The organism is Ruegeria sp. CJ6 (genome assembly GCF_056536665.1).
Genome location: NZ_JBQFQB010000001.1, coordinates 458,406 through 485,140, shown reverse-complemented (window position 1 = coordinate 485,140; position 26,735 = coordinate 458,406). Strand labels below are relative to the sequence as shown.

At 55.7% G+C, this 26,735-nt stretch carries 30 protein-coding genes and 1 tRNA gene; 13 read left to right on the top strand and 18 right to left on the bottom strand.

What is annotated here, in order from left to right; genetic code table 11:
• The first annotated feature begins 1 nt into the window (after position 1).
• On the top strand, positions 2-1,231 hold the full coding sequence (locus ACR0BT_RS02465) for an acyl-CoA dehydrogenase (RefSeq protein ID WP_170393068.1): 1,230 nt from the start codon (positions 2-4) through the stop codon (positions 1,229-1,231).
• Positions 1,232-1,364: 133 nt separating this feature from the next.
• Positions 1,365-2,132: an SDR family oxidoreductase gene (locus ACR0BT_RS02460; protein ID WP_480762469.1), complete on the top strand. Its 768-nt coding sequence runs from the start codon at positions 1,365-1,367 to the stop codon at positions 2,130-2,132.
• On the opposite strand, the gene ACR0BT_RS02455 is transcribed toward ACR0BT_RS02460, so the two are convergent.
• The 4 genes from ACR0BT_RS02455 to ACR0BT_RS02440 form a co-directional block, all read right to left on the bottom strand.
• Positions 2,129-2,995: an acyl-CoA thioesterase gene (locus ACR0BT_RS02455; protein ID WP_480762468.1), complete on the bottom strand. Its 867-nt coding sequence runs from the start codon at positions 2,993-2,995 to the stop codon at positions 2,129-2,131. The two genes, ACR0BT_RS02460 and ACR0BT_RS02455, sit on opposite strands and share 4 nt — an antisense overlap.
• A 49-nt stretch (positions 2,996-3,044) precedes the next feature.
• Positions 3,045-4,262, bottom strand: a complete 1,218-nt coding sequence (locus ACR0BT_RS02450; RefSeq protein ID WP_480762467.1) for a serine hydrolase domain-containing protein — start codon at positions 4,260-4,262, stop codon at positions 3,045-3,047.
• 107 nt (positions 4,263-4,369) lie between these two features.
• A complete protein-coding gene (locus ACR0BT_RS02445) occupies positions 4,370-5,401 on the bottom strand; it encodes a phosphotransferase family protein (RefSeq protein WP_480613544.1) in 1,032 nt (343 codons plus the stop codon).
• 27 nt (positions 5,402-5,428) lie between these two features.
• A complete protein-coding gene (locus ACR0BT_RS02440) occupies positions 5,429-6,247 on the bottom strand; it encodes an SDR family NAD(P)-dependent oxidoreductase (RefSeq protein WP_480762466.1) in 819 nt (272 codons plus the stop codon).
• A gap of 108 nt (positions 6,248-6,355) precedes the next feature.
• On the opposite strand from ACR0BT_RS02440, the gene ACR0BT_RS02435 reads away from it, so the two are divergent.
• The 3 genes from ACR0BT_RS02435 to ACR0BT_RS02425 all read left to right on the top strand — a co-directional run bounded on the left by ACR0BT_RS02435 (position 6,356) and on the right by ACR0BT_RS02425 (position 8,685).
• The gene (locus ACR0BT_RS02435) at positions 6,356-7,357 is read left to right on the top strand and encodes an NADPH:quinone oxidoreductase family protein (protein WP_480762465.1); all 1,002 of its coding nucleotides are present in this window, start codon (positions 6,356-6,358) and stop codon (positions 7,355-7,357) included.
• Positions 7,358-7,486: 129 nt separating this feature from the next.
• Positions 7,487-7,936, top strand: coding sequence for a type II 3-dehydroquinate dehydratase (gene aroQ / locus ACR0BT_RS02430; RefSeq protein ID WP_170509909.1), 450 nt, complete (start codon positions 7,487-7,489; stop codon positions 7,934-7,936).
• Positions 7,933-8,685, top strand: a complete 753-nt coding sequence (locus ACR0BT_RS02425) for an autoinducer binding domain-containing protein (RefSeq protein ID WP_170393076.1) — start codon at positions 7,933-7,935, stop codon at positions 8,683-8,685. Before aroQ ends, ACR0BT_RS02425 begins: the two co-directional genes overlap by 4 nt.
• Before the next feature lie 363 nt (positions 8,686-9,048).
• On the opposite strand, the gene tsf is transcribed toward ACR0BT_RS02425, so the two are convergent.
• The 5 genes from tsf to ACR0BT_RS02400 all read right to left on the bottom strand — a co-directional run bounded on the left by tsf (position 9,049) and on the right by ACR0BT_RS02400 (position 12,854).
• Positions 9,049-9,924 carry a translation elongation factor Ts gene (gene tsf / locus ACR0BT_RS02420; RefSeq protein ID WP_170393077.1) on the bottom strand — a complete coding sequence of 292 codons (876 nt, stop codon included), beginning with the start codon at positions 9,922-9,924 and terminating at the stop codon, positions 9,049-9,051.
• Positions 9,925-10,000: 76 nt separating this feature from the next.
• Positions 10,001-10,801 carry a 30S ribosomal protein S2 gene (rpsB, locus tag ACR0BT_RS02415; RefSeq protein WP_170405761.1) on the bottom strand — a complete coding sequence of 267 codons (801 nt, stop codon included), beginning with the start codon at positions 10,799-10,801 and terminating at the stop codon, positions 10,001-10,003.
• Positions 10,802-10,969: 168 nt separating this feature from the next.
• Complete coding sequence (gene olsA / locus ACR0BT_RS02410) at positions 10,970-11,824, bottom strand: lyso-ornithine lipid O-acyltransferase (protein ID WP_480762683.1); 855 nt, start codon at positions 11,822-11,824, stop codon at positions 10,970-10,972.
• Positions 11,811-12,566 carry an L-ornithine N(alpha)-acyltransferase gene (gene olsB, locus ACR0BT_RS02405; protein ID WP_480569703.1) on the bottom strand — a complete coding sequence of 252 codons (756 nt, stop codon included), beginning with the start codon at positions 12,564-12,566 and terminating at the stop codon, positions 11,811-11,813. The genes olsA and olsB overlap by 14 nt, the downstream gene beginning before the upstream one ends.
• A 105-nt stretch (positions 12,567-12,671) precedes the next feature.
• On the bottom strand, positions 12,672-12,854 hold the full coding sequence (locus ACR0BT_RS02400; RefSeq protein ID WP_170393080.1) for a DUF3553 domain-containing protein: 183 nt from the start codon (positions 12,852-12,854) through the stop codon (positions 12,672-12,674).
• A 41-nt stretch (positions 12,855-12,895) separates the two neighbouring features.
• Here ACR0BT_RS02400 and ACR0BT_RS02395 point away from each other — a divergent pair, with 41 nt between their 5' ends.
• Positions 12,896-13,492, top strand: a complete 597-nt coding sequence (locus ACR0BT_RS02395) for a histidine phosphotransferase family protein (protein WP_480762464.1) — start codon at positions 12,896-12,898, stop codon at positions 13,490-13,492.
• Here ACR0BT_RS02395 and ACR0BT_RS02390 read toward each other — a convergent pair.
• The 9 genes from ACR0BT_RS02390 to ACR0BT_RS02350 form a co-directional block, all read right to left on the bottom strand.
• Positions 13,489-14,751, bottom strand: coding sequence for a glutamate-5-semialdehyde dehydrogenase (locus ACR0BT_RS02390; protein WP_480762463.1), 1,263 nt, complete (start codon positions 14,749-14,751; stop codon positions 13,489-13,491). The genes ACR0BT_RS02395 and ACR0BT_RS02390 overlap by 4 nt on opposite strands.
• 39 nt (positions 14,752-14,790) lie before the next feature.
• Positions 14,791-15,897, bottom strand: a complete 1,107-nt coding sequence (gene proB, locus ACR0BT_RS02385) for a glutamate 5-kinase (protein ID WP_480762462.1) — start codon at positions 15,895-15,897, stop codon at positions 14,791-14,793.
• Positions 15,885-16,919 (bottom strand): GTPase ObgE, encoded by a 1,035-nt coding sequence (gene obgE, locus ACR0BT_RS02380; RefSeq protein WP_480762461.1) that lies wholly within the window; start codon positions 16,917-16,919, stop codon positions 15,885-15,887. Before obgE ends, proB begins: the two co-directional genes overlap by 13 nt.
• 37 nt (positions 16,920-16,956) lie before the next feature.
• The gene (locus ACR0BT_RS02375; protein ID WP_170393085.1) at positions 16,957-17,493 is read right to left on the bottom strand and encodes a GNAT family N-acetyltransferase; all 537 of its coding nucleotides are present in this window, start codon (positions 17,491-17,493) and stop codon (positions 16,957-16,959) included.
• Positions 17,490-18,098: a LysE family translocator gene (locus ACR0BT_RS02370; protein ID WP_170393086.1), complete on the bottom strand. Its 609-nt coding sequence runs from the start codon at positions 18,096-18,098 to the stop codon at positions 17,490-17,492. The genes ACR0BT_RS02375 and ACR0BT_RS02370 overlap by 4 nt, the downstream gene beginning before the upstream one ends.
• Positions 18,099-18,193: 95 nt before the next feature.
• Positions 18,194-18,463 carry a 50S ribosomal protein L27 gene (gene rpmA, locus ACR0BT_RS02365; RefSeq protein WP_010440093.1) on the bottom strand — a complete coding sequence of 90 codons (270 nt, stop codon included), beginning with the start codon at positions 18,461-18,463 and terminating at the stop codon, positions 18,194-18,196.
• A gap of 11 nt (positions 18,464-18,474) precedes the next feature.
• Positions 18,475-19,092: a 50S ribosomal protein L21 gene (locus ACR0BT_RS02360; RefSeq protein WP_170405742.1), complete on the bottom strand. Its 618-nt coding sequence runs from the start codon at positions 19,090-19,092 to the stop codon at positions 18,475-18,477.
• Positions 19,093-19,325: 233 nt separating this feature from the next.
• On the bottom strand, positions 19,326-20,054 hold the full coding sequence (locus tag ACR0BT_RS02355; RefSeq protein ID WP_480762460.1) for a DUF2059 domain-containing protein: 729 nt from the start codon (positions 20,052-20,054) through the stop codon (positions 19,326-19,328).
• Between the two features lie 77 nt (positions 20,055-20,131).
• Complete coding sequence (locus tag ACR0BT_RS02350) at positions 20,132-20,974, bottom strand: DUF2059 domain-containing protein (protein WP_170421599.1); 843 nt, start codon at positions 20,972-20,974, stop codon at positions 20,132-20,134.
• Between the two features lie 123 nt (positions 20,975-21,097).
• Here ACR0BT_RS02350 and ACR0BT_RS02345 point away from each other — a divergent pair.
• From ACR0BT_RS02345 to ACR0BT_RS02315, 7 genes are all read left to right on the top strand, one after another.
• Positions 21,098-21,187 (top strand) — tRNA-Ser (locus tag ACR0BT_RS02345).
• A gap of 202 nt (positions 21,188-21,389) precedes the next feature.
• Entirely contained in the window at positions 21,390-21,944 is a 555-nt protein-coding gene (locus tag ACR0BT_RS02340) for a hypothetical protein (protein ID WP_170393102.1), read from the top strand.
• Between the two features lie 210 nt (positions 21,945-22,154).
• A complete protein-coding gene (locus ACR0BT_RS02335) occupies positions 22,155-23,183 on the top strand; it encodes an alcohol dehydrogenase catalytic domain-containing protein (protein ID WP_480762459.1) in 1,029 nt (342 codons plus the stop codon).
• Positions 23,184-23,225: 42 nt separating this feature from the next.
• Positions 23,226-24,101, top strand: a complete 876-nt coding sequence (locus ACR0BT_RS02330; protein ID WP_170393104.1) for a branched-chain amino acid ABC transporter permease — start codon at positions 23,226-23,228, stop codon at positions 24,099-24,101.
• Positions 24,102-24,105: 4 nt separating this feature from the next.
• The gene (locus ACR0BT_RS02325) at positions 24,106-25,203 is read left to right on the top strand and encodes a branched-chain amino acid ABC transporter permease (RefSeq protein WP_480762458.1); all 1,098 of its coding nucleotides are present in this window, start codon (positions 24,106-24,108) and stop codon (positions 25,201-25,203) included.
• Positions 25,200-25,964, top strand: a complete 765-nt coding sequence (locus ACR0BT_RS02320; RefSeq protein ID WP_480762457.1) for an ABC transporter ATP-binding protein — start codon at positions 25,200-25,202, stop codon at positions 25,962-25,964. Before ACR0BT_RS02325 ends, ACR0BT_RS02320 begins: the two co-directional genes overlap by 4 nt.
• Positions 25,961-26,734: an ABC transporter ATP-binding protein gene (locus tag ACR0BT_RS02315; protein ID WP_170405694.1), complete on the top strand. Its 774-nt coding sequence runs from the start codon at positions 25,961-25,963 to the stop codon at positions 26,732-26,734. The genes ACR0BT_RS02320 and ACR0BT_RS02315 overlap by 4 nt, the downstream gene beginning before the upstream one ends.
• Position 26,735 lies beyond the last annotated feature (1 nt).

Below are 26,735 nucleotides of genomic sequence, written 5' to 3'. Positions count from 1 at the left end.
AATGAACGCTCCAGATACAAAGCCTGTCCTGCGCGCAAAAGATGCGCCTGACCTTGGACGTTTCAACTGGGACGACCCGTTTCGCTTGTCGGACCAGTTGGAAGAGGATGAACGCCTGATTGCCGACAGCGCGCGCGCTTACGCCCAGGAGAAATTGCAGCCGCGTGTCACCAAGGCTTTTGCAAACGAAGAAACCGATCCCGAGATCTTTCGTGAAATGGGTGAAATGGGGCTGTTGGGCACGACAATCCCCGAAGAATATGGTGGGATCGGTGCAAGCTACGTATCTTATGGACTGGTGGCGCGGGAAGTTGAACGGGTGGATTCCGGCTATCGCTCGATGATGTCGGTGCAAAGCTCGTTGGTGATGTACCCGATTTTCGCCTATGGCAGCGAAGAACAGCGTCGCAAATATCTGCCGAAACTGGCAAGTGGCGAATGGATTGGGTGTTTTGGCCTGACAGAGCCGGATGCGGGTTCGGATCCGGCGGCGATGAAGACCCGCGCCGAGAAAATTGATGGCGGGTATCGTCTGACCGGCAGCAAGATGTGGATTTCAAACGCACCGATCGCAGATGTCTATGTGGTCTGGGCCAAGTCTGATGCACATGACGGCAAGATTCGTGGGTTCGTGCTGGATAAAGGCACCAAGGGCCTGAGCGCACCGAAGATCGAGAACAAGCTGAGCCTGCGTACTTCGATCACAGGTGAAATTGTCATGGATGGCGTTGAGGTAGACGAGGGCGCTTTGCTTCCACATGTTCAGGGTCTCAAGGGGCCGTTCGGCTGCCTGAACCGCGCACGCTATGGTATCAGCTGGGGTGCGATGGGGGCCGCGGAATGCTGCTGGCACGCAGCGCGTCAATACGGCTTGGATCGTAAACAGTTCAATCGACCACTTGCGCAGACCCAGTTGTTTCAACGCAAACTGGCAGAGATGCAGACCGAAATCTCTTTGGGACTGCAAGCAAGCTTGCGCGTCGGCCGTCTGATGGATCAGGCTGAAGCTGCGCCCGAGATGATCTCGATCATCAAACGTAACAATTGCGGCAAGGCATTGGACATTGCGCGGATGTCGCGTGACATGCACGGCGGCAACGGTATCTCACTTGAGTTCCAGGTGGTGCGTCACATGATCAATCTTGAGACAGTCAACACCTACGAGGGCACGCACGACGTTCATGCATTGATCCTGGGGCGGGCGCAAACCGGACTACAGGCATTTTACTGAGGCTGCATCTGTTACTCGCATAATCGGTATTATGTAAAATAAGTAGCAAGCGAGCCACGACTATAGAACACACATTGGTCGTGGCATGCCAATATGTTACGCTGTGTCTGAGAAGTAAGACACGAGCTATGCAATGGTTCTGATTGGGAAGACCGTCGTCATCACTGGCGCTGCAAATGGCATAGGTAAAGGTCTTGCCAAGCGGTTCTCAGAAGAAGGTGCGCATGTACTCTGCGCCGATATCGACCTTGCCGGCGCGCAGGCCGTGGCGGCGGAAATTGGCGGTGATGCACTCAGCTGTGATGTGTCCAAGGAAAGTGATATTCGAAATCTGATTGAGACTGTCGAGGATACGATCGCTCCGATTGATTTATTCTGTGCCAATGCGGGAATACTCACCCTAGGTGGATTTGAAGTGCCGGATGCTGAATGGGACCGCATCTGGCAGATCAACGTTATGTCCCATGTCTGGACCGCGCGGCACCTGATCCCAAGGATGGTTGCGCGTGGTGGTGGTTATTTGATGATCACTGCTTCAGCGGCTGGATTGCTCAATCAACCCGGCACAGCCCCTTATGGCGTAACCAAACATGCGGCTGTGGGTTTTGCTGAATGGATCGCGATGACCTATGGCGATAAAGGTCTCAGGGTTTCGGTTCTGTGTCCGCAGGCCGTTCGGTCCGAGATGATACGTGGACATGAGGATTCGGTCGCCGCGATTGACGGAATAATTGAACCTGATGAGGTCGCCCAAGCCTGTGTCGAGGCGCTGGCGGATGAACGTTTCTTGATTCTTCCGCATCCACAAGTGCTTGACTATATGCGTTTAAAAACAGAAGACTACGACCGATGGTTAGGTGGAATGATGAAGCTTAATCAAAGGTTTGCTGGCAGTTCTTAGCGCGGTTTCCGTCTTCTGAGCAGGCCTTCTTGCGCGACGGACGCAACCAGTTTGCCATCCTGCGAAAAGATCGAACCCCGATTGAAGCTGCGCCCCTGCCCTGTCCACGGCGATTCCATCGAATACAGATGCCAGTTTTGAAACTGCACGGGTGCATGAAACCAGATTGCATGGTCCAGACTGGCCCCATCAATTTCACCAGTGAACCAGCTCAGCCCATGGGGCCGCATTCCGGAACTGAGCAAACTCATATCCGAGGCATAGGCCAATAGAAGATGTTGTGTAACGGTGTCCGCGTGGTTCGCTGCGCCCATGCGAAACCAGACGTGATTCTTGTCATCTGCCTTGGCGGGCGCAAACAGGTCCAGCGGATCGATTTCGCGCACTTCGATCGGGCGCTCGCGCAGCAATTCAGTTTTCAGCTTTTCGGGAACGCGATCCAGGTATTTTTCGCGCAATTCGTCACGCGATGGATGGTGCTCGGGCGCTTGAACGTCCGGAATCGGATGCTGATGTTCCCATCCGTCATCCTGCTTGTGAAACGAGGCCGACATGTTCAAAATTTGCTTGCCATGCTGGATCGCAACCACGCGGCGGGTTGTGAAAGAACCACCATCGCGCGCGCGATCCACTTGATATATAACCGGAATTGACGGATCTCCGGGCCTTATGAAATAGGCGTGCAAGGAATGGCATAGACGATCCTCGACCGTCCTGTACGCTGCCGCAAGCGCTTGCGCGATCACCTGCCCGCCAAAGATACGCGTTGGTGTCTCGCCACCAGAACCGGTTCCGCGAAACAAATCGACCTCAAGCGGTTCGATATTCAGCAGATCAAGCAATATGCGTTCGGCTTCGGTCATTCGGGGCTCTCCGGCGTCTTGGCCTTTTCCGGTATCACTCAAACACCGATCATTCAACGAGCGCCGCGTGAACAAGCGCCTTTAACTCGGCTCGGGAAGGATAAGAGCTGGATGGCGAGAGCTGTGTAAAAAACACAGTCGACAGCGCGTTGACCGGATCGATCCAGAAGTAGGTCGAGGCCATCCCGCCCCAGCCATAGTCGCCAACCGAGCTTGGGGCTCGGGTGCGCGCCGGGTTCAGTACCACCGCGCCTCCGATGCCAAAGCCTGTGCCTTCCATGGGTTGCTCGGCAAAGCTTTGTGGACCCATGGATGCAATATCGTCCGGTAAATGGTTGCGAAACATGAATTCTACAGTCTTCGGCCCAAGCAATCGCGCGCCATTTGCGGTTCCTTTGTTTCGCAACATCTCGGCGAACTTGCTGTAATCGTCGATGGTACTGATCAATCCGCCACCGCCAGAAAAGGTCGTTGCCGCCTCAAACGGGGACTCTCCGGCCCGATCCACCAACCGAAGTGTTTCGCCACCCGATTTTGCGGCATTCAGCGCCATGGCATCGCCTTCGAGCGGGGTGTAGAGCGAGGCAAATCGGTCCCCTGCCCCTTCAGGCACTGAAAACGCGGTTTCACTCATCCCAAGTGGTCGAAAGATGTGTTCGGTCAGAAACACGTCCAGCGGTTTGCCTGATACGACTTCAATCACGCGGCCAATCACGTCGATCCCTACCGAATATTCCCAGCGGCTGCCCGGCTGAAACGCCAGCGGTAACTCTGCCAGCACTTTGACCCGATCTGCCAGCAGACCCTGTTGCGGAGAAAAGATTAGATCAAACGCATCCATAGCCTCGGGTAACACACCGGGATTGAACGGGTAGCTCAGCCCGCTGGTGTGCGTCAGCAATTGATGCAAGCTGGGTGTCGGCGCGTCCTCGGTCTGGTTCAACTGCGTTGCACCCGGGACCAAGGCTTGCATCGTTGCAAACTCTGGCAGGAAATCGGAAACCGGGGCATCTAAATGAAACAATCCTTGTTCCACCAACATCATCAAAGCAACGGACGTCACAGGCTTAGTCATCGAATAGATCCGAACCAGGCTATCGCGCTGGAACGCGAGGTCGGTTTCAATGCAGCGGCGGCCACATGCGTGAAAGAATGCCTCTTGCCCGTTCTGGTGGATCAGAAGGGCGCTGCCTGCATATTTCTTCTGCTCAACATATCTGTGCATCCATTGGCGGATGTGGGTCTGCGCGGTCGGATCAAATCCCATGAGGCAACTCCATCTTGATCAGGCCGATCTTGCCTTCGTAAGACCCTAGGCAACAGCGAATTCTGCCGATTTTTGCTGGATTTGTTGAAGGGCGTCGAGAATACTGCCTACGTTTTTTGCAGCGCAGATAATCCGTGTTGGGCGAAGACCGGCACATAGGCACCGAAAGCCTTAGCGCGTGCCGGGTCTGACGCGTTTCCATCCAAGGCCCGCTTGTAGACACCTTGCAGAATACCGGCCATCCGAAAGAAGTTGAAAGCAAGGTAGAAGCCAAAATTCTCAATCCCCGTTAGGCCGCGGCGCGCGCAATACTCGGTGATGAAGTCCTGATCGGACGGTAGCCCAAGGCTCAACCGATCTACGCCAGCTAGCCCCCGACCCTCCTTGCCCGGAGGCAGCTGCCATTGCATGATGACGGCTGCCAGGTCCGCATATGGGTGACCGATGGTCGATAGCTCCCAATCCAGCACTCCGATGCAGGCGGTGCCATGCGCCTCGAACATCAGATTGTCGATTCGGTAGTCCCCATGAACCAGTGTTCTTTGATTGTCATCCTCGGGGATCTGGCGCTCAAGCCCGGCGATCAGCTGATCCATCTCGGCGATTTTTTCGGTCTCAGAGGCGCGATATTGTTTGGTCCAGCGAGCAATTTGCCGCTCGAAATAGTTGCCTGGAGGTCCGAAATCCGAAAGACCGACCGCATCGATATCGACCATGTGCAGTTCGGCCAGTACGCGATTCATCTCTTTCAGCACACCCGTGCGCGTCGCATTGTTTTCGCCTTTCATGACAGGGTCGACAAATGTGCGCCCTTTCAAATGCTCCATCACGTAGAAGGCAGAGCCTATGACGCTGTCATCTTCACAAAGCAGATGTACTTGCGGGACGGGCACTTTGCTTCCAGCCAGCGCCGCTTGTACGCGAAATTCTCGATCCACTGCATGTGCGGATTTCAGCAATATGCCCGGCGGCTTGCGTCTCAGAACATAGGATTTGGCCGGCGTACGCAGCAGATAGGTTGGGTTCGACTGGCCCACGGTGAATTTTGTAGCTTCAAGAGGGCCATGATACCCAACAAGATGCGTGTTTAGATAAGCGTCGACGGACTTGATATCCAGAGTGTTTTCAGTGTGTGTCATATATTCAGCCTGCGTATGAACCCACGGCTAAAGGGCATCGGCAAAGATATTGCCACCGGTCTGCACATTTATCCCGCCGGAGACAGGGATGACCGCGCCAGTGACATAGCTGCCTCCGCGACCGCATAGAAACAACATGCAACCAGCGATATCCTCGGCCTGGCCAACCCGGCCCAGTGGAACACCTTTGCCGACCCGCGCGCGCTTGGTTTCGTCTTCGGTGGCAAAGGCCGTCATGCGCGATACGAATGGTCCCGGGGCCAGCGCATTCACCGTGACTCTGTATGGTGCCAATTCCTTAGCCATGATTTTGGACAGGTGAATAACCGCCGCTTTGGACGCGGAATAGCTGTAGGCCCCGTCACCCATCGGAACTTCACCCATGACCGAACCTACATTGATGACCCGCGCAGGATCCTCGTCGGTTGCGGATTTCATCAGAAGTGGCAGCAATTTCTGGGTCAGATCAAATACGCCTGCGACATTAACCGACATGACTTTGTCCCAAGCGAAATGAGGGAACTGCCCCATCGGCGCGCCCCAAGACACACCTGCATTATTCATCAATATATCAATCGCTTGAGTGCGACTTTTGACTTCATCCACCAACGCATCTACACCCGCCTCACTGCTGATGTCGCCAGCAAACCCTTCGGCCGAGCCTGGCGCGTCCAGAGCGTTCAACTCTGTTGCAACCTCCTCGCATGCCTCGCCTTTGCGAGAAGCGATCAGCACATGCGCCCCGGCACGTACCAACGCCTCGGCCGCCATTCGGCCGATACCGGTGGCACCCCCAGTTACCAGTGCCGTCTTTCCACTGAGCGAAAACAAAGTCTCGGGCGTCATGTGCACTCCATTCAGGCGATCTGGGATTCTGGCGTGAGGTCTTCTTGACAATACGTGCTGACAATCCAACGATTTCAAAACAGGTGAAGCAAGAGGCAATTGAAAAACATGCAGGCATTACTCAGCGTCACACCAGGCGGCCCCGAGAGTTTGGAACTGACCACCCTGCCCGATCCAACCCCTGAGTCAGGTGAAATTGTATTGCGTATCCGCGCCGCCGGGGTGAACTTCCCTGATACGCTGATGATCCGGGACCTCTATCAGATAAAACCACCCCGCCCCTTTGCACCAGGTGGTGAAATCGCCGGAGAAGTTGTCTCGGTCGGAGAAGGCGTCACAGACTTCGCGCCTGGTGATCGGGTTCTGGCGCTGACAGGGCACGGAGGGTTCGCTACGCACCTGAAGCTCAAACCAGCGACTGCCGTCAAGATACCCGACGTGATGCCGTTTGAAGATGCGGCTAGCTTTGTCTTCACCTACGGCACTTCATACCACGCCCTCAAGGACCGTGCGCTACTTAAGCCCGGCGAAAAAGTACTTGTTCTGGGGGCCGCCGGTGGCGTTGGGTCTGCGGCGATCGAGCTAGCCAAAGCGATGGGGGCACATGTGATCGCGGCGGTCTCGTCTGAAGACAAAGCATTGTTTTGCAGAGATATTGGTGCAGACCAGACGCTGATCTATCCACGCGATTTGGACCGCGAAGCGCAAAAGGCCCTGTCCGCCGAGATAAAGGCACTGGCCCGGGGCGAAGGTGTGGATGTGGTCTACGACGCGGTCGGCGGAGACTACGCTGAGCCCGCCTTGCGAAGTATGGCGTGGGGCGGGCGTTATCTGGTTGTTGGCTTTCCTGCCGGCATCCCCAGCATTCCGCTGAACCTGACTTTGCTCAAGGGCTGTCAGATCGTCGGGGTGTTCTGGGGCGCGTCCGTATTTCGCGACCCGAAAGGGCACGCACAGAACCTGGCCGAGTTGTTCCGCCTATATGGTTCGGGAGAGATTTCACCCCGTATCAGTGCACGATTTCCGCTAACCCAAGCGGCAGAGGCAATTGGCATGCTCGAACGGCGCGAGGCTCTCGGTAAAGTTGTGGTCACGATGGAAGATAATTGAATAGAGGATGGGATTGAGCCGATCCAGCAACCTGCATGCGTCAATGAAGCTCTACCCATAAGAGCGAAGGTCGCTGGACGACCTTTAAATTCATGTTTATGAAAAAAGGAAGATGGGGACAGTTTGAATATGCACAATATCCTGGTTCTGAATGGTCCGAACCTGAATTTGCTTGGTACACGGCAACCCGAGGTCTACGGTGCAACGACGTTGCAGATGATCGAGGACCTGTGCGTTGCGCATGGTGAAACGCTGGGTCAAAACATAACCCATCTCCAATCCAATCACGAAGGCGCGCTGATTGATGCGATCCACGCGGCACGCGGCGTTCAGGATGGCATAGTACTGAATGCAGGCGCATTCACGCATACATCGATTGCGCTGATGGATGCGATATCTTCGGCCGAAGTACCCGTGGTTGAAGTTCATTTATCTAACATCCACGCGCGCGAGGCGTTTCGTCACAAATCGCATATCGCACCAGTCGCGATTGGACAGATCTGTGGTTTTGGCGCGCAAAGCTATGTTCTTGCACTGAACGCGATTGCCGCGCATCTGGCTGAGAGGGACACAGGATGACCCTCAAAGAGTATCTGAATTTTCTGAGCTACACGAAAACTCTGGAAGAGCTTTGGGATGCACATTGCCGCCAGATGGAAAAGTATGGCTTCGACCGGCTGTTGTATGGGTATACGCAATACCGAACGGCGACTTCGCTCGGCGATCCAGAAGACTTTGTAATCCTGACCAATCACTGCTCGGATTACTTGGAAGGGTTCCTTCAATCTGGCCTGTATTTTCACGCCCCCATGCTGAAATGGGCGCTGAACAACGAAGGCGCTGCAAGTTGGAGCATGATACAGGACATGATGTCCAGCGGGGTCATGTCGAACGAAGAGCTTCGGGTTTTTGAGTTCAATAAGTCGCGTGATATTACAGTAGGTTATACGGTCAGCTTCAACTCGGTGTCGATGCGTTCCAAAGGGGCGATTTCGCTTGCGGCACGTAATCACAGCCAGGAGGAGATGGACGAGGTCTGGAACGAGCACGGCGACGACATCCTTCTGATGAACAATGTTGCCCATCTCAAAATCCTGACCTTGCCATATCATGCCCCGAACCGCGCGCTGACCAAACGCCAGCGCGAAGCTTTGCAATGGGTCGGCGACGGAAAGACCACGCAAGACATCGCGCTATTGATGGGTTTGACTTCGGCAACGGTGGAAAAACATCTGAGACTCGCGCGCGAGGCGCTTTCGGTTGAAACAACGGCACAGGCCGTGTTGAAGGCCGCGTTGCAGAATCAGATGTTTGTGATGGAAGCATGACCCTATTTTGATGCTAATTAGCATCAAATTGACCTAGGGTAAGGAATACATGACTTTCCGAATCTCCCGATAAAATTGCAAATTGATATTGTTCCGTGAGTGGTGGCTTTAGCCAGGGAACGTTTTGATCGGATCTTTGTAATACCAAAGCTCTCTGATCGCTCTGACACCGAGGCGTCTATTCGTCCACGTCTCTTTGTCGGGATTATTGAGGGGCCCTTCCATCCCCATCATGCAGGGCCCCTCAATTCACCAATCTTCGCAAGCATCGGTTTTCAGTCTTTTGACATGAAAAAAACCCGGCTGCGCTATGCAACCGGGCTCGGTATTTGTTGCAGCCTCTAACCGAAGCTGCAAAAGATTTTAGCCTTGGGCTGCCTTGGCAACTTCGGCAGCGAAGTCTTCTTTTTCGACCACGATGCCCTCGCCTACTTCCATGCGGACAAAACCGGTGATGGTAGCACCTGCTTCTTTGGCAGCCGCTTCGACGGTCAGATCAGGATTCACAACGAAGTCCTGGTTCAGCAGGGTCGCTTCGGCGACGAATTTCTTCATGCGACCGACGATCATCTTTTCGATCACCTGCTCCGGCTTGCCGGATTCGCGAGCGATGTCCATCTGGACCTGCTTCTCTTTCTCGACAACTTCCGGATCCATGTCCGCCTCGGACAGGGCCGCCGGGTTCACCGCTGCAATGTGCATTGCAACCTGCTTGCCGAAGGCTTCATCGCCGCCGGACAGAGCAACCAGAACGCCGATTTTGCCCATGCCGGTTGTCGCCGCGTTGTGAACGTAGGACACGACGGTATCGCCCGACAGTTTCGACATACGGCGGACCGACATGTTTTCACCAATGGTGGCGATCTTGTCGGTCAGGGTATCTGCAACAGACTTGCCGCCCAGATCGGCAGCCAGCAGCGCGTCGACGTCATCAACACCTTCGGCTGCGTAGGTGATCTTGCCGACCATCTCCTGGAATTCACTGTTTTTCGCAACGAAGTCGGTTTCCGAGTTCACTTCGACAGCAACACCGTTGCCGCCGTTGACGTGAACAGCAACCAGACCTTCGGCTGCGGTACGGCCCGATTTCTTGGCCGCCTTGGCCAGGCCTTTGGTGCGCAGCCAGTCAACGGCTTCGTCCATGTTGCCGCCGGTTTCGGTCAGCGCTTTTTTTGCGTCCATCATGCCTGCGCCGGTCGAGTCGCGCAGTTCTTTTACCATTGCTGCTGTGATTGCCATCTTTTGGCTCTCCTCAATTCAAACGGAATTGGGGCAGGTCTACCCTGCCCCATATGTCATTTACGTGACGGGCAGCTTACGCTTCGGCCTTGACTTCCGGTGCGGCTTCTTCAGCGGGTGCTTCTTCGGCAACCACTTCTTCAACCGGAGCTTCTTCGAATGCACCCAGGTCAACGCCAGCAGCACCCATCTGAGCGGTCATGCCGTCCAGAGCGGCACGTGCGGCCAGATCGCAATACAGAGCGATTGCGCGCGCTGCGTCGTCGTTGCCGGGGATGATGTAGTCAACGCCATCGGGCGAGCAGTTGGTGTCGACAACAGCCACAACCGGGATACCCAGCTTGTTGGCTTCGGCGATAGCCAGTGCTTCTTTCTTGACGTCGATGACGAACAGTAGATCCGGAACGCCACCCATCTCGCGGATACCGCCCAGTGAAGCCTGCAGCTTGGCCTGGTCACGTTCCATGCCCAGACGCTCTTTCTTGGTCAGGCCTTCGGCACCCGACTCCATGGCTTCGTCGATCTGGTTCAGACGGTTGATCGACTGGGAAACGGTTTTCCAGTTGGTCAGCGTGCCGCCCAGCCAGCGGTGGTTCATGTAGTACTGAGCCGATTTTTCAGCGGCATCTGCGATCGGCTGAGCTGCCTGACGCTTGGTGCCTACGAACAGAACGCGGCCACCTTTTGCGACGGTGTCACGAACAGCCTGCAGAGCCTGATCCAGCATCGGAACGGTCTGAGTCAGGTCCATGATGTGGATGCCATTGCGCGAGCCGTAGATGAACGGGCCCATGCGGGGATTCCAACGCTGTGTCTGGTGACCAAAGTGAACGCCAGCTTCTAGCAGCTGACGCATGGTGAACTCGGGAAGAGCCATGCTTTACTTTCCTTTTCCGGTTTACGCCTCGGCGGGGGTGAAAGAAGCGGATGCTCCAACCGGCGGGCCAGATAAGGATGTCTCCCTCAAAAAGCCCAAACCCCGCCTGCGGGTTTGAATGGCGCGCGTATACGGCAGGTTTAGCATCAGCGCAAGGGCCAAATGCCCCTATTTTTCAAGCCGCGCCAGTGAATGCGCATGACGTACCGCGTCTTCGCAATGGGCTGCCAGAGCTTTGCGGTTTTCAAAGTCGCTAACCTTAGCTGGCGCGTGGTAGATCAATTCCACGGTGCCTTGTCGACGTGCCCCCAAAGTCTTAAGCAAATGCGGTCCGAAATCCATGTCGCCCCACCAGCCATAAAACCTATCGGGCTGACCTTGGGGAGCGTGAAAGATGACCGAAACCGGTTGAACATACATGAATTCCCGCAGCTCTTCAGTGAAGAACGCGGCAAAGAGTGTTGTTTTAAAGGGTAAAACTCGCTGTCCGTCGGTCGAAGTGCCTTCAGGAAAGAACAACAGCTTGTGCCCGGCTTTCAGACGTTCCTCGAAAATCCGGGTCTGCTCGCGGGCTTTCTTGCGATCACGTTCGATAAAGACCGTACCCGTCGCGCGTGCCAGCCAGCCGATGCCGGGCCATTTTGCAACTTCGGCTTTCGATACGAAATACACGCGCTTACGGGCATTCAGCGCAAAGATATCCAACCACGATGTATGGTTTGCAACCACAGCGCCGCGTTCCTGCATGAGCGCGCCAGAGGTGCGAAATCTGATCCCGAGAATTCGAAATGCACTGCGACAAACGAACTGAGAAATGAACGGTGTCACCGGCCGTTGAACGCCATAAAGCGGTCGTTCGATGAGACGTATGGCCAATAAGACGAACAGCCCCCCAAAAACCAGAAGGGCCAGCGGCAGACCGCGAAGTATCACCAGGACCCAACCTAAGAAACCAAGCTCAATTGGATCAGGAGCGTCTCCACTCTGCCACGATGGGTCGCTCACAGGGTTATGCTCCACCATAAATACGCCGCTGACGCTCATTCATGCGGGCTGTGTCAAGGATCAGACACACATCGGTTGTGTTGAAGGCATGATCGATAAATGCCCCCTCGCCCACGAATCCACCGAGGCGAAGGTAGGCCTTGATGAGAGACGGCACTTGAACCATCGCCGCGCGCCGATCCAGCGCGTTGGGTGCCAAAAGGTCCATTGATTGAAATACCTCTGGCTGGGCCCGAACCCGCAAATCCAGCGGGGCAAGATGGTTGTGATGCAGCATCGACAGCGGCTGCGCCAATTTGCTCACGTCGGTTCCGTGGAAACTCGCGACCCCGAACAAGATCTCAATACCACGCTCAGTGACGTATGCAGCCAGACCATTCCACAGATGATACATCGCCGTGCCACCACGATAATCCGGATGCACGCACGAGCGTCCAAGCTCCAACAGCTTGCGCCCGCTTTGTTTCAGAACGGTGAGATCGTATTCATCCTCGGAGTAGAATTGCCCCAGTTCGGCAGCTCGCTCACCAGGAAGCAGTCGATAGACGCCGATCACCTCTCCAGATGAATCGTCGATGGCGAGCATATGATCGAAGTATGGATCGAACCGATCCTTCTCGAGCCCCGCCTCATGATCCACCATCTCGCCGCCACCGCCCAATTCCTGAACAAACACGTCATAGCGCAGACGTTGGGCCGCCCGCAGTTCAACCTCGGTATTGGCCAATTTGACAGTGAATGAGGGGCCTTCGTCTGGCATCAAGAAAATTCCATCGATCGCGGTTGCGCGCTGATAACGCGATTGCTCGGCCAAAGGCAACTCGCCCGCGTTTTGCCCGAGTTGTTAACCTTTCCTAAACCAGTTTCACGGATCAAAGACCGGCATCAGGGCTATGCGTGTCCCGTCGATCACCACTTTCCCCTGCTCGCGAAAGTTAACGGTGATCTTGCCTCCGATATTGGACTGCACCTGTCCAACGCCCCAATCGGGGAAATCGGGGTGGCGGACAAACATGCCCGGTGCAAGAATGGCATTCAGATCTGTCATATCGGGCTCCGGGTCCAAGGCAGATGCAGCAGGAGGTACGCATGGGCGCGTCAGACGTCAACCTGGCCGAATTGATCGGCTCTCGGATCTGTCATGATCTGATCAGCCCCATTGGGGCAATTACCAACGGGCTTGAGCTGTTGGAGATGGTTGGCGCAGTCCAAGGCCCTGAAATGGAGCTGATTTCAGGCAGCGTTGGCAGTGCAGGCGCCCGCATCCGGTTTTTCCGCGTTGCCTTTGGATCAGCAAGCGATCAGCCATTGGGTCGCACCGAAGTGGTCGAGCTTCTTAAAGATGTGGAAAAGGCCGGGCGTCTGCGGATCAGTTGGAACCTGACCGAACCTGTCCCGCGCAATCAGGTTAAACTCGCGTTTCTGGCTGTGATGTGCTGTGAAAGTGCGATGCCCTTCGGCGGCGAAGTGGAAATCGAAACTCAGGGCGACGTATGGACGGTGACTGGCGTTGCTGACAAGCTGAACCTCAATACGGGACTGTGGAAAGGGATTGGCTCGGGGCGATTCACCGAAAAACTAAGCCCGGCGCAGGTTCAATTTGCCCTGCTGCCGGATACAGCCTCGACGATGGGTCGCAGAATCACGGTAGAAACGACCGCAACCCAGGTGACACTGCGGTTTTAGTGCCGCGTGGTCCCGTTTCCGCGTACCAGATACTTAAAACTGGTCAACTGAGCGGCACCGACAGGACCGCGCGCGTGCATCTTGCCGGTGGCGATACCAATCTCAGCACCCATGCCAAACTCACCGCCATCCGCGAATTGGGTCGAGGCGTTATGCATCAGGATTGCGCTGTCAAGCCGTTCGAAGAAGTGCTCGGCGGCCACGGAATCCTCGGTCATGATACAATCGGTGTGGCTTGAGCCAAACTGCCGGATATGCGCAATCGCGGCGTCGATATCTGCGACTGGCCGTGCAGCGATGATACTATCTAGGTACTCTTTGCCCCAGTCATCATCCGACGCAGGAACCGTGTTTTCATTGGCCAAAACGCCTTCGGCATGCACTTCAACACCCGCAGTTTGAAGAGCAGCGATCAGATCACGGCCCAGTGTTTCTGCAACGTCTTGATGGATCAGCAAGCATTCTGCCGCGCCACAGATACCGGTGCGCCGAGTTTTGGCGTTCAACACAACATCCAGCGTCTTCTGGGGATCGGCGGCTTTATCAACATAAATATGAACGATGCCTTCGAGATGCGCAAAGACGGGCACGCGCGCCTCGCGTTGCACAAGACCCACCAATCCTTTGCCACCTCGGGGAACGATGACGTCGACATAATCTGTCATGGTCAAAAGCTCTTGCACCGCAGTCCGGTCGCGAGTCGGCACCAGTTGAATGGCGTCTTCGGGCAAGCTTGCAGCTGCTAGCCCCTCAACCAGACAGGCATGGATCGCGGTTGACGAATGAAAACTCTCAGACCCGCCTCGCAAGATCACGGCGTTTCCGGATTTCAGGCACAATGCACCCGCATCCGCCGTCACGTTGGGACGGCTTTCGTAGATCACGCCGATCACACCCAAAGGCGTGCGCACACGCTGAATGTTGAGGCCCGAGGCCATGTCCCATTCGGCCAACACCTCACCCACAGGATCGGTCTGATCGGCAACGGTGCGCAGCCCGTCAACCATGCCCTGAACGCGTGCTTCATCCAGCATCAAGCGGTCCATCATCGCGGGGCTCAAACCCTTTTCTCGCCCGAACTCCAAATCCTTCTTGTTCGCTTCGATAATGTCGGCACGTTTGTGCCAAACGGCGTCTGCGGCTGCGATCAGCGCGGCGTGCTTGCGTTCGGCGGTGGCAAAGGCAAGCTCTTGCGAGGCTGCTTTGGCGCGCGCACCAAGGTCGGCCATCATTGCGGGAATGTTGTCGAAATCCTTCATCTCAAGCGCCTTTCGGTCTCAGTTTATCAAATCACGCCCTTACAGCGCCAGATCGTCCCGGTGGATCAGGGCCGCGCGGCCTGGATAGCCTAGCGTCGCCTCGATTTCAGACGATTTACGTCCTTTGATCGCATCCGCCTCTTGCGCGGTATAGCGACTTAGCCCCTGTGCCAGCCTCCGCGCCTGCGCATCCAGAACAGCGACGGGATCGCCGCGACCAAAATCACCCGTCACCTCGACAATGCCAGCGGGCAACAGGCTTTTGCCATTGGAAAGCGCCCTTGCCGCGCCGTCATCGATCACGATCTCCCCTCGCGGTTTCATCGCCGAAATCCAGCGTTTCCGGGCTGCATGCGGATCGAGTGTGGCCGTGAACCAAGTGCAGCTCGCGCCATTTTCAAGCGTTTTCAGCGGGTTCAGGGGTGATCCTTCAGTTATCGCCATATCGCAGCCAGCTGCGGTTGCCATCTTGGCAGCCAACAGCTTGGTCTTCATGCCGCCCTTTGACAGCCCCGATCCCGCGTCACCTGCCATGGCCTCAATCTCGGGCGTGATCTGTTTGATTACGTCATACCGGGTGGCTGTCGTGTCCTCGCTGGGATTGCCCGAATAGAACCCGTCGACATCTGAAAGCAGGATCAACTGATCCGCGCCGATAGTCACGGCGATTTGCGCTGCCAGCCGGTCATTGTCGCCATACCGGATCTCATCCGTGGCGACTGTATCGTTTTCGTTGACAATCGGAACAACACCCAGGCTCAGCAGCGTTTCCAGCGTTGCACGGGAATTCAGATAACGCCGCCGATCTGCGCTGTCTTCCAACGTGACCAGCACCTGAGCGGTTTTGATCTCATGCGGCGTCAACGCTTCTTCATACGCACGGGCAAGCCGGATTTGTCCAACCGCCGCAGCGGCCTGTGACTGTTCCAGCGGCAGATTCTGCATCGGCAGGCCAAGTACACCTCGACCCAACGCGATTGACCCGGACGAGACCAGAACAACATCTGTCCCCTGCCCTTTCAGCCAAGCCACGTCCTGCGCCAGCGATTTCAGCCAATCCGACCTGAGCAATCCCGTATCCCGATCGACCAACAAGGCCGATCCGATCTTGACCACCAGGCGGCGGGCATGGGTCAGGGTTGCCAAGGCGTGGCCTCCTCGGCGGGTTTCTGGCGCAGGCGGTTTTCATCGATCTGAGCCCGCAAGGACCGCAGCACCTCGGTCACGCCCAAATGCGCAACGCCTGACATGGTCATGACCGGGCCGCGAACGGCATCTTCCAGTTCGGCCTTGATCAGTTCGCGTTCCTCATCGTCCAGAGCGTCGATCTTGTTCAATACGGTGATACGCGGCTTATCCGCGAGCTCTCCGCCATAGGCCTCAAGCTCGGTGATGATTGTGCGATAGTCTTCGACCACAGTTTCCGAGGTGCCGTCGACCAGATGCAACAGTACCGCGCAGCGTTCCACGTGGCCAAGAAACCGGTCACCGATTCCACGCCCCTCATGCGCGCCTTCGATCAGACCTGGAATGTCAGCAACGACGAACTCCACGTTATCGACACCGACAACGCCCAGATTGGGGTGCAGCGTAGTAAAAGGATAGTCGGCGATTTTGGGCCGTGCATTGGATGTGGCAGCCAAGAAAGTTGATTTCCCGACGTTGGGCATGCCCAAAAGACCCACATCCGCAATCAGCTTCAGCCGCAGCCAGATGGTGCGGTCGATCCCCGCCTGCCCCGGATTGGCGCGGCGCGGGGCCTGATTGGTCGCGGATTTGAAATGCAGGTTGCCAAAGCCGCCGTTGCCGCCTTTTGCCAGCAAAAATCTCTGACCAACCTCGGTCAGGTCACAAATCACGGTCTCTTCGTCTTCGTCCAGAATTTCGGTTCCGACGGGAACGCGCAGGATGATGTCGTCACCATCCTTACCCGTACGCTGCTGACCGCGACCGGGTTGGCCGTTCTTGGCGAAAAAATGCTGTTGATAGCGAAAGTCGATCAGGGTGTTCAGCCCGTCCACAACCTCGGCCCAAACAGACCCACCCTTTCCGCCGTCCCCACCATCGGGTCCGCCGTATTCGATGTACTTTTCACGTCTAAAGCTGACGCAGCCGCCACCTCCGGCCCCGGACCGGATGTAGACCTTTGCAAGATCGAGAAATTTCATAGCTGTCCCCTACTGCAAAGGCCCCATCGGCCACAAGTCAGAGTTTCTTTGTATAGGTCCAGGTGGGCACATTCGCATCGCGCGCCACCGAATAGGTTTCCGCATCGCCAAGATACTGGAACCCGCAATGGGTCAGAACCCGGGCCGAGGCCGGGTTGTCCTGGAACACGCTGGCGAACATGGTCGCGTTTTCCAGCGGATTGGCGTTGACCAGCGTTTCAACGGCCAGCGATGCAATGCCGGTGTTCCAATACACCGGGGCGACCCAATAGCCGACCTCGGACTGGTTGCGATCCAGCCGGGTCAATGAAATCAGTCCGATCAGCTCCGGGCCACCATCCTTTGTGGCATCCATTGCCCAGACATCCTCGTCCCGGTCTTCGGCCATCGCGCGCATCACAAACGCTTCAATCGAGCCGGGCGGCAATGGATGCGGGATCGATGTCGTCATGCGCGCCACACGCTCATCGCCTGCGTAATGCTCAATGAGACCCAAATCCGACCGACGCAGAGGGCGAAGGTCGAACCGCTCGGTTTCAATGACCGGCTGATTTATTATTGCCTCAATTTTCATGAGTGCGTTCCTCCTCCGAACAACACAAAAAGTACGGACGCAACTGTCAAACTGGCTAACGTCCACATCAGATATTTTTCCGCAGGCCGACCTTCAACCGCATGGGCGATCCGATCTCCTGCAAATGTCCAGATCGGGTGCAATACGATCTGGCAGATTAACAAACAGAGAGCGATCGTGAGGGTCGCCTCAAAACTGGGTGTTCCAGTTGCCACAAACCCGGTGAAACCTGCGATAATCATTGCCCAAGCCTTAGGGTTAAGCGGATGCACTATTAACCCCGCCAGAAAACCGGGCACTTGCTTATCCGATTGACCTCGGGAAAGCCGCAGATTGGCAATTTTCCACGCAAGCCAGCAAATATATGCAGCAGAAGCATATTTGAGTGCCTCGAACACCAACGGCGCCTGATCGGCAACTTGCATCAGGCCAAAACCAACCGGCCAGATGATCAGCTGTTTGCCCAGAATGACCCCGCCCACAAAGGGTAGAGCCGACCGAAAGCCATAACGCGCACCTGTTCCCAGCAGGACCATATTGGCCGGTCCCGGCGTGCCGACCTGCGAAGCGGCAAAAATCAGGAAACTGGTGGTTGCGACTGTCATCGGTTCTTGTGATCACGACTGCGTTAAAACGAAAAAGGGACCGGCACTTTGTGCCGGTCCCCCATGAATTTTTCTTAAACCTTCTGGGTTTCGGCTTACTCTGCGGCCTCCGCCACTGGCAGGACCGAAATAAAGGTGCGGTTTTTAAGTCCCTTATGGAACTTCACGGCGCCATCGACAGTTGCAAAGATGGTATGGTCTTTGCCCATGCCTACGCCTTCGCCCGGCCAGAACTTGGTGCCGCGCTGACGCACGATGATGTTGCCTGCGATGGCGGCCTGGCCACCATACAGTTTTACGCCAAGGCGACGACCAGCTGAGTCGCGACCGTTACGGGAGGAACCGCCAGCTTTCTTATGTGCCATTCTCTCTCTCCTTAGCCCTGAGCCAGCTCTTTGGCTTGCTCAACCCATTCGGGTTTCACTTTGATGGTGTCGATAGCAGCAATCTGCTCGTCCGACAAGGCGGCCAGAGCGGCAAAGCTTTCGATACCGGCTTCAACCAGCTTTTTGGCAGCGGCAGGGCCGACACCATTAAGAGCAGTCAGATCGTCAGCGGCAGCAGCTGCGGCGGGTGCCTCTGCTTTGGCTTCAGCTTTCTTGGCAGGCTTTTTTGCCACCGGAGCAGCTTCGCCAGCCGGTGCCGAACCGGTTGCAGCTTTGATGCCCGACTTGTCAGCGCCTGACGACAGGATGTCGGTGATTTTGACCAGAGTCAGTTTCTGACGGTGACCAACAGTACGCTTCGAGCTGTGCTTACGACGGCGCTTGACGAACTTGATGACCTTGTCACCTTTGATCTGTTCGATCACTTCGGCCTGTACACCTGCGCCTTCAACGAAAGGTGCACCAACAACCGGTGCGTCGCCGCCCAGCATCAGAACATCGTTGAATTGAACTTTTTCACCTGCGTCGGCAGCCAGCTTTTCAACACGGAGCACATCGCCCGCATGAACCTTGTACTGCTTGCCGCCAGTCTTGAGGACCGCAAACATGCGTCTTTCCTTTGTCTAACCGCGTTCTGTGGTCCCCGATTGGGTGTTACTGGCTTTCGCCACCTCGAACAGCGCGCCCTTTTCGGGCTGTGTGAATGACCTTTGGCGCATGCCATCAGGTCAAAGAATAACGATACCCGGCGCGGAAAGCCGACCGGGATGCGCGCTTATCGAAGCATTCATGAAGAAAGTCAACCAAAAATCCGCAGCTTTGAGATCCGAAAATCTGTGGCTCAGAGATCCGACGCTTTCATGGCTTGCGCGACGGATTGCCCAAGCTGGTAAGAGATGCCGTTTAGCATCTCATCAAAACCCATGAACAAGGCGGAATTCAAGGCCCGACCCGCATCGGTGCGGGAAAAGGCGATGTTCTCTCGCATCTGAGACTCGTTCAACGGCTGATAGGCCAATAAAAGGAACGAGTACATCCATTCAGTTGTCTCAGCCCTGGTGTTCTCATGCTGAGATAGCAGTTCCTGCAACACGGATGCATCGTCAAACAGGGCGCTTTGCCCAGAGGCAAGTCCTTGGTAAAAACTATAATCAGCGCTGATGGTGCCTTGCACATTTTTCTCGATCAGGTCGTTGACCTGCACATATTCATCTACAAGACGAAAAAACATGCCCTCGCGATCAGCCTGTTCGTAAGCGCTGCGTGCCATCTCTTCGATCGCGTCATCTGCAATGGCCCGGCGCGCCGAGTTTTCCAGAGAAACGATGCTTTGCCCCAGTTCGCTTTCAAAAAAGATCGAAGCTTGTTCTAGCTGCGCATCGGACATCATCTCGCCAACCGACAGCGAAAGTTGTTGGTGCATCGTGCTCGGATCGTACAAATCCTCAACTTGCGCCAAAAAATAGGCTCCTCCTGAGCTGCCCAGCATCGACTCGTTGATTGCATGCCCTTGCGCCACGCCTTCTTCACTAAGAATTTTCATAAAATCCAAAATATGCATCGCCTGCATCAGTCTTTCAGCACGCTCGCTTGCGGCCAGAGGCAGCGCCCAGATCGTCAAACAGAGTGCCGTAGCTAAAACTCGCATCAGATATCCTGCGCCGGGCGCAATTCGGCCATGCGGGCGGCTAATACTTCAAACCGCATCGCCATGATTTCATATTGGATCGCATTCAACAGCTCATAGACCTCCTGCATCAGAGGCTGTTCCAGAGCGTCAACATAGGCGTCGACATCCTCATCCGAGAAATCCTGGTAGGTGTAAGCCGCCCCTGCCAAAGCTGACAGTTGCAGAGATCGACGCAACTCACCTTCATTGCGTTGGATCATCGCGCGCAGTTCATCTCCGCTCAGTTGCATGTCGATAATGCCAGACGCACTTGCGGCCAGTAAAAACCGCACCTGAATCTCTTGCAGCGCGCGCAGCGAGGTTCCGCTGGCGTCCACCGCACGGTTCATGCGCTTCAGGCTTTCAACGCGCGATGAGCCTTCTTTTATCAACTTCGAGACGATTTCCTGCCCGGCCAGTTGTTTGGCATCATCATCGTCATCCATATGAGCGGCGTTTTCAGCAACGACCAGTCTTTGCCCCAACTCCGAGGCATAAAACGAGACCGCGTGGACCAGCGCCTCTTCGCTAAGCGTCTGTTCAAGGATAGAGACGGCCGTTTCGTGCATCAAAGCGGTATCAAACACCTCTTCGGTCAGACGCGCCCAATCCGATCCGAAGCCGTCAGGGTCGATACCCAGCATCTGCGGGGCCGAAGCAGAGGCCTGCGCTATGCTTTCCAAGGCAACGTCAAACCCTGTCGTGGTCAGAAACGCCTCAATCTGATCCTGACTGGCGGCCTGAGATGGCGAGGCCATGACACCAAGCGAGAAAATTGGAAGGATGAGGCTGATTGCGAACTGGCGTATAAAGTAAGTCATACATATCAGCCTAGGTGTTTTCTTACCTCTGGCAATGGAAAATCCCACTATCGTCAAAATCCGGAATTTTCTGCTTGCACCCCTGCCCGTTCACCACTAAATCCCCCCCTCACAGACCCCCGCGGAGAGGTGCCGGAGTGGTCGAACGGGGCGGTCTCGAAAACCGTTGTGGGTGCAAGCCCACCCAGGGTTCGAATCCCTGTCTCTCCGCCATAAATCAACTCATCCTTCAAGGCTGTTTCTTTGCTTGTGTTGCGATTCCTGCAATGGATGGCATGATGTTGCCACTGCCTGCAGTGTCAATCAGCGCAGTGTGGCTCAAACCCGCAATATGCTGCAAACTCACGTGTTTTCCCCTTTGCTTTAACGTACCTTAACCCCATCTGAGCGACACATCATTTGAAGGAGACATCCAATGTCGCGTCTTTTACTTATCGTAGCCATCGCCGTTATCGGCGGAGGCGCTTACTATTTCGCCACAAAACCTGAACCAACCCCTGCCGAGCAGTTGCAATCGGCGGCTGAAGATGCCTCAGAGGCGGTTGGTGAAGCAGCCTCGGCAATACAAGAGGGCGCTGCTGATGCCGTTGAGGCGGCGACTGAACAAGCATCCGAGGCTGCGTCCTCGATTGCTGATCAGGCCTCGGAAGCTGCATCTTCGGTATCGGAACAGGCCAGCGACGCTGCTACATCTTTGACCGAGCAGGCCAATGATGCAGCCTCAGCAGCTGGCGATCAGGTCGCAGCGCTTGCCGGTCAGGGACAGGAACTGTTCAACTCGTGGGTTCAGGACGGCATGCTGACCGCGCAGAATTTCGACTATGACGCAATCGTCACGTCAGTTCAGGAAAGCGCCTTGTCTCAGGACATCAAAACACAGGTTATGAAGATCCTCGACGAGATCAAAGCGTCGCCTGAGCTGGTTGTCGCGAAGATACAGGATCTGCGCAATCTGATGACGCAGCAGTGATCAATTCCAGAACCAGCCCCAATAGGGCTGGTTCACCCGGTCGGGATGCGACTTAATTTGCGTCACATTACGGCATTACCCAATTGACATAGCTCACCGTGTTTGATTGCTTTCTTGAGATTGCTTTGAAAAAATAAAACCTTTTGTCAGTGTGTTACATTGTGACGATGAAGGCCTCGTGCTGAACTCGCATCAAAGAAGGATCGAACGATGACCACCCTGCCCGACACCATGTTTGCCGTTGTTCAGACGCAGGACGGATATTCCGGCACAGCCACGGGACCGACGCTGGAGAATGCCTCGGACTGGTTAGCGGAGGCTGAATTGCCTGTACCTGTCCCAAAGGCGGGACAAGTGTTGATCAAAGTGCGCACTGCCTCGGTGAATCCTTCAGATATCCATTTTATCAAAGGAGAATATGGTCAGCCGCGGGTCAAAGGCGCCGCAGCAGGGTTCGAGGGGTGCGGAGATGTTGTTGCCACCGGTACCGGGGCTGACGCCCTGCTGGATCAGCGCGTGGCCTTTGTGGCAGCAGGCTCTGGTGCCTGGGCCGAGTATGTTGTGACGCAGGCCCAGATGTGTATCCCCTTGCGCCCCGAAATCTCGGATGAAGACGGGGCGGCGCAGATCGTAAACCCGCTAACCGCAATGGCGATGGTGGATATCGCACGGGCTGAGGGCGAGGCTTTTGTGGTCTCTGCCGCCACCAGCCAGCTTGGTAAGTTGATGTGCAGCCTTGGACGGGATCTTGGGTTGAAACCGATCGCTCTGGTGCGGCGCGCCGAAACGGTCGAGATGTTAAAAGGCCTGGGTGCGGCAGAGGTGGTCGTGACCAGCGATACGGATGCGCCGACGCGGTTTGCCACGATCAGTGCAGATCTGAAACCTCTTGTTTTTCTCGACGCGGTTGCCGACCAACTGTCAGAGCAGGTGTTCTGCGCGATGCCCAATGGCGCGCGGTGGGTTTGCTATGGGAAACTCAGTACGGAAATGCCGAAGTTGACTCAGATGGGCCAGTTGATCTTCATGAGCAAACGGATCGAGGGTTTCTGGCTGACCCGCTGGATGATGGACACCCCCCCGGCTGATCAAATGCGAGTTGTCAGCGAAGTGCAGGCGCGATTTGCAGATGGGCGCTGGCGCACAGATGTTTCCGCACGGCTTTCGCTACGAGAAGTGCTGCCAAATCTGGCGGATGCTCTGAAAAAGAGTGACGGGAAGGTGATAATCACTCCATAGTAGAACAAAGCGCCGGACTTAACCGGCTTAGGGAGGGTGAGATTGGATAACGCGCAGCTGCTGATCAGCGGGCTGGCGAACGGCTGTGTCTACGGCCTGATCGCCCTTGGCTTTGTACTGATTTACAAAGCCACCGAGGCAGTGAATTTTGCGCAGGGCGATTTCATGATGCTGGGTGCGTTTGTCACTATTGGCCTTACGAATACGGAATATATGGGGCTGCCTTTCTGGCTGGCGCTACCGATTTCACTGGGGATTATGGGCGCACTTGGGTATCTGATCGATCGGCTGATCATCCGCCGCGTCTTTGGCGAAAGTCAGACTGCCGTGGTGATCCTAACCATCGCCTTGGGCTTTGTGATCAGGTTTGCAGCTGGTCTGATCTGGGGGCACGAGCCGCAAACGCTGCAGAACCCATTGGCTGGTAAGGAGATCCGGTTCGGTGGTCTTGTGCTGGGGATGGAGGACGTGGCCGTGATTGTTGTCACCGTCCTACTGACCTGGGGTCTTTATGTGTTCTTCAGCAAGACCAAGCTGGGGCTTGCCATGCAAGGTGCGTCTCAAAACCAGTTGGCGGCATATTACATGGGGATACCGGTTAAGCGGGTTCAGGGCTTAATCTGGGCATTGGCCGGAGTTGTCGCCGGGATTGCCGGAATTTTGTTCGCGGCCAAAGGCTCGGTCGATCCCACAACTGGGCTTCTGGGGATCAAGGCATTTGCAGCAGCTGTGATCGGCGGGTTTGGCAGCCTGCCCGGCGCATTGGCCGGCGGGCTAATCGTCGGCGTGATTGAGCCCTTTGCCAGCCGCTATATTGCAGCCGGGTACAGTCAGATCGCGCCTTATGCGCTGTTGCTGGCAGTTCTGATCTTTCGACCGCATGGGCTGTTCAGCCAGGTGCGGGTCAAGAAGGTCTGATCGCATGCGGATTGTTTTCAAAACAAACTATATGCAGGACATTCGCCCTTGGAAGGATGGCTATCAGCTCAGCCTCTATCTGATCCTGTTGGCGGTCGTAACCGCTGCGCCGTGGTGGTTGGATGACTTTTATCTTGGCGAACTGACCAATGTTCTGATCTGGGCCATCGCGGGTTTGGGCTTGATGATCCTAACCGGCCATACCGGGCAGGCCAGCCTTGGCCATGCCGCCTTTCTGGCCGTTGGGTGCTATGCCAATGTCATCCTGATTGAGGCTGGGGTGCCCTTTCTGCTGGCGTTCCCGTTGGCGGGCCTGTTGACCGGCATCGTCGGAGCAACCGTCGCCATCCCTGCCCTGCGCCTGCATGGCATCTATCTTGCGATCTTCACCCTTGCTCTGTCTGTGCTCATGGACGACATCATCGTTCTGGCCGAACCCGTCACCGGAGGTGTCGCGGGTAAATATCTGGGTGGTGTCGAAATCTTCGGACATCTGGTCGATCGTTGGGCCACCCCGGCCCCGTTCTTCTGGCTGGTGCTGGCCGTCGCCGTTGTCGTGACACTGGGCTATATCAACCTATTGCGCGCGCCCTTAGGCCGTAGCTTCATCGCCGTACGAGACTCTGAGGTCTCAGCGCAGGCGATGGGTGTGGATATCGCGCGCACCAAGACGATCTCTTTCGCCCTCTCCTGCGCGGTCACCGGACTAGCAGGCGCATTGATGGGTATGTTCTCTGGGGCGTTCAATAACGAGACCTTCAGTGTCGTAATTTCCATCCAATTGCTGATGATGATCGTTATCGGAGGTCTGGGCTCAATCCATGGCGCGTTTTTGGGCGCAATTGTGATCGGTTTCCTGCCGCAGTTTCTGTCGATTTCAAAGGAATACGCAGCAGCCTTGTTTGGTGGCAATACGGTCGCCATTCCGGGGCTCGAATTCGGCATCTTTGGCATGATCCTGATCGCCTTCATCCTGTTCGAACCGTTGGGTTTGTATGGTCGATGGCTAAAAATCCGGACGTGGTTCGAACTGTTCCCCTTCTACCGCAAGGACATGTTCAAAAGACAAAAGTCCTATCTCAAGACGGAGCGTCTGAGATGAGCTTGCTGGAGTTTGAAAACGTTACCCTGAAATTCGGCGGTCTGACTGCTGTGGATGATCTGTCCTTCAACGTGCAAGAAGGTGAGGTGTTCGCCATCGTCGGTCCCAACGGCGCCGGCAAATCAACGGTCTTCAACCTGATTTCGCGCTTCTATGATCCTTATGCAGGGGCGATCCACTTTGACGGGCATGATCTGCTGCGTATCAAGCCCTCGGGTGTCGCGGCCTATGGCGTCGCGCGGACATTCCAGAACATTGAACTGTTCGAACATGCGACCGTTTTGCAGAACCTTCTGGTCGGGCGCCACCGGCACCGCAAAACCAATCTGATCTCGGAAATTCTGTTCTCGCCCTCAGCTCGCAGGCAGGAGATCGAGAACCGAGAAAAGGTTGAAGAGATCATCGACTTCCTCGACCTCCAGGCCTTTCGTGACAAGATGATCTCGGGCCTCCCCTATGGCGTGCGTAAGGTGGTCGAAGTCGCCCGAGCGTTGGCCACCGATCCAAAACTCCTGCTGTTCGATGAACCCGCCTCGGGCCTATCGGTGGAAGAGACCACAGATATGCGTTGGTGGATCGATGACATCCGGCGTCAGATGGGCATTACCGTGCTTATGGTAGAGCACGATATGGGTCTGGTCTCGGGCGTGTCCGACCGGGTTCTTGCCATGGCCGACGGAGCGAAGCTTGCCCTTGGAACCCCAACCGAAGTTCAATCTCATCCTGCTGTGGTAGAGGCCTATTTGGGCAAAGCTTCATGAACCAACCGATCCTTAGCATTCGCAATGTTGAAAGTTTTTATGGCCCGATCATGGCCATTCGTGGCGTGTCATTGGACGTGCATCGAGGGCAGGTCGTTTCAATCCTGGGCGCAAATGGCGCGGGCAAGACAACGCTGATGAAAACAATCTCAGGCGTGATGGATCCCGAAAAAGGTTCAATCACATTTGACGGTCAGCAGATACAGGGATCGGAACCTCACAAGGTCGTGCAAAAAGGCATCGTCCATGTGCCCGAGGGACGCGAGGTCTTTCCACTTTTGACCGTCGACGAGAATCTGAATCTTGGGGCTTATACCCTGTCGGATAAAGGACAGATCGATCATGACCGCGATCTGGTGTTTTCCTACTTTCCTGTGTTGAAAGACCGCCGCAATCAGGAGGCTGGCACTCTGTCCGGCGGGCAACAGCAGATGCTGGCGATTGGGCGCGGCCTGATGGCTAACCCGCGTATCATGCTGTTGGATGAGCCTTCGCTGGGCCTATCGCCGCTGCTGGTGCAAGAGATTTTTGGCATTCTCAAACGCCTTAATGACGAACAGAGCATGACAATGATGCTGGTCGAGCAGAACGCCAATGCGGCACTGGAACTCGCCCATCATGGCTATGTAATGGAGATCGGACGGATCGTTATGGATGGTGCGGCTGAAACCTTGCTGCAATCCGAGGACATTCAGAATTTCTATCTGGGCGTTCAGGAAGAAGGCGCGCGAGAAAACCGCCGCTGGAAACGCAAGAAGACATGGAGGTGAG